At 65.2% G+C, this 2,934-nt stretch carries 3 protein-coding genes; all 3 read left to right on the top strand.

Annotated elements, in window-relative coordinates; translation table 11 throughout:
* Window positions 1-1,751 (top strand): NADP-dependent isocitrate dehydrogenase (locus WAW85_RS05995; RefSeq protein ID WP_422558727.1); only part of this gene is annotated, 1,751 nt, incomplete at its 5' end.
* Between the two features lie 98 nt (window positions 1,752-1,849).
* Window positions 1,850-2,641: an enoyl-CoA hydratase gene (locus tag WAW85_RS06000; RefSeq protein ID WP_422558728.1), complete on the top strand. Its 792-nt coding sequence runs from the start codon at window positions 1,850-1,852 to the stop codon at window positions 2,639-2,641.
* Window positions 2,642-2,668: 27 nt separating this feature from the next.
* A partial coding sequence (locus tag WAW85_RS06005) for a peroxiredoxin (RefSeq protein ID WP_422558729.1) occupies window positions 2,669-2,934 on the top strand: 266 nt, incomplete at its 3' end.

The following is a 2,934-nucleotide window of genomic DNA, read 5'->3' on the forward strand; positions in this document are numbered from 1 at the left end:
GCATGGGTGAGTGGTCGATGGCCTCGCGGACGCACGTCGCGCACATGACCGAAGGCGACTTCTACCACGGCGAGAAGTCGATGACTCTCGATAAGGACCGGGACGTCCGCATGGAGCTGACCGGCGAGAACGGCGAGACGATCGTCCTCAAGCCGCACCTGGCGCTCGGCAAGGGCGACGTCGCCGATTCGATGTTCATGAGCAAGAAGAAGCTCTGCGCGTTCTACGAGGAGCAGTTCGAGGACGCCTACAAGACCGGCGTCATGCTCTCGCTGCACGTCAAGGCGACCATGATGAAGGTCAGCCACCCGATCGTCTTCGGTCACTGCGTCAAGGTCTTCTACAAGGATGCCTTCGCCAAGCACGGCGCGCTCTTCGAGGAGCTGGGCGTCAACGTCAACAACGGCATGGTGGATCTCTACGAGAAGATCGACACCCTGCCAGCGTCGAAGAAGGAAGAGATCATCGAGGATCTGCACCGCTGCCATGAGCAGCGGCCGGAACTGGCGATGGTGGACTCGGCCCGCGGGATCTCGAACTTCCACTCGCCCAGCGACGTGATCGTCGACGCCTCCATGCCTGCCATGATCCGCATCGGCGGCAAGATGTATGGCGCCGACGGCCGCAAGAAGGACACCAAGGCTGTCATGCCCGAGTCCACCTTCGCGCGGATCTACCAGGAGATCATCAACTTCTGCAAGACCAACGGCGCCTTCGATCCGACCACTATGGGCACCGTCCCGAACGTCGGGCTGATGGCGCAGAAGGCCGAAGAGTACGGCTCGCACGATAAGACCTTCGAGGTGCCATTCGAGGGTGTGGCCAACATCGTCGACGACTCCACCGGCGAGGTCCTGTTGTCGCAGAACGTCGAAGCCGGCGACATCTGGCGGATGTGCATCGTCAAAGACGCACCGATCCAGGATTGGGTGAAACTGGCCGCGGATCGCGCCCGCGCCTCGGGCATGCCTGCGGTGTTCTGGCTCGATCCGTACCGCCCGCACGAGAACAATCTGATCACCCTGGTGAAGAAGTACCTCGCCGACCACGACACCGAGGGGCTCGACATTCAGATCATGTCGCAGGTCCGCGCCATGCGGTACACGCTGGAGCGTGCCATGCGCGGCCTGGACACCATTTCGGTGACCGGCAACATCCTGCGCGATTACCTGACCGACCTGTTCCCGATCCTCGAGCTGGGCACCAGTGCCAAAATGCTGTCGATCGTGCCGTTGATGGCTGGCGGCGGCCTGTACGAGACCGGTGCAGGCGGCAGCGCGCCCAAGCACGTCAAGCAGCTGGTCGAGGAGAATCATTTGCGCTGGGATTCGCTCGGCGAGTTCCTGGCGCTGGCCGCGAGCCTGGACGACCTGGGCCGCAAGGATGGCAATCCCAAGGCTTCGATTCTGGCCGCGACCCTCGACCAGGCGACCGGAACCCTCCTGGAGAACCGGAAATCGCCGTCGCGCAACACCGGTGAACTCGACAACCGCGGCAGCCAGTTCTGGCTGGCGCTGTACTGGGCGCAGGCCCTGGCCACGCAGACCGACGACGCCGACCTGGCTGCCCACTTCGCGCCGCTCGCCGAGAAGCTGGCCGCCGATCAGGACAAAATCCTCGAGGAGCTGTCCTCGGTGCAGGGTAAGGCAGTAGACCTGGGCGGCTACTACCAGCCCGATGTGGAGAAGCTGCACGCGGCGATGTGCCCGAGTCAGACGCTCAACGCCGATCTGGCCTCGGCCACTCACTGACCGGCCACACAGCCTGACGACGACGGCCGCCGAGTTCGCCTCGGCGGCCGATCGGCGCAACCCGCCCGTAGTAGCGGTGCGGCAGCCATGATGGCTGTATGACGACTACGAGCCAGGCAGTGACGGCGGAGATCGCTGAGCCGATAGGAACCATCACCTTGCGAGCGGCTCGCCGCCGAAATCCGTTGTCGCGCAGTGTGATGCGCGAAGCCACCCGACTGCTCCGCGACTTGAGCTCGGATGCGCGGGTGCGTGTGATCGTCCTCGCCGCCGAGGGGCCGGCGTTCTCCGCCGGACACGACCTCGCCGAGGTGCACGGGGCCACCCTGGACGATGAGCGCAGTATCTTCGCCGCCTGTGCCGAGTTGATGGCGACCGTGCACGACGTCGCCCAGCCGGTGATCGCCCAGGTGCAGGGTATGGCACTGGCGGCCGGCTGCCAGTTGGTGGCCACCTGCGATCTGGCGATCGCCGCCGACGATGCGCGCTTCTCCACTCCGGGCGTCAAAATCGGTCTGTTCTGCTCGACGCCGATGGTGCCGCTGACCCGGGCGATCGGCCGTAAGCGCGCCATGCAGATGCTGTTGACCGGCGAGATGGTCGACGCCGCCACCGCAGTGGAGTGGGGATTGATCAATGCGGCGGTCCCGGCCGCCGAATTGACCGAAGAAGTGCACCAGCTGGCCACCCGCATCGCGGCATCGAGCGCCGATACCCTCGCGATCGGCAAGCGGGCCTTCTACGCCCAAATCGATGCCACCGAGCCGGAGGCCTACCGGCTGATGACCGAGACGATGGCCGCCAACGCCGTCACCTGCGATGCGCGTGAGGGGATCGGCGCATTCCTGGAGAAGCGGCAGCCGGTGTGGGCGGACCGGACCGGACCGTGACCGGTCGCGATACGGCAGACTGGAGGCATGAAACCCGGTGACAAAGCCCCCGACTTCGCGCTCGCCGATCAGACCGGCGCCCTCCGCCGACTCTCCGAACTGCTGAACGACGGGCCCGTGGTGCTGTTCTTCTACCCGGCGGCCTTCACCCCGGGCTGCACCAAAGAAGCGTGCCACTTCCGCGATCTGGCCGCCGAGTTCGCCGCGGCCGGTGTGCAGCGCATCGGGATCAGCCGCGATGCGGTGGAGAAGCAGGATCGGTGGACCACCGAGTATCAGCTCGATTACCCACT

The sequence above is a fragment of the Gordonia sp. (in: high G+C Gram-positive bacteria) genome (genome assembly GCF_049299075.1).
Lineage (GTDB): Bacteria > Actinomycetota > Actinomycetes > Mycobacteriales > Mycobacteriaceae > Gordonia.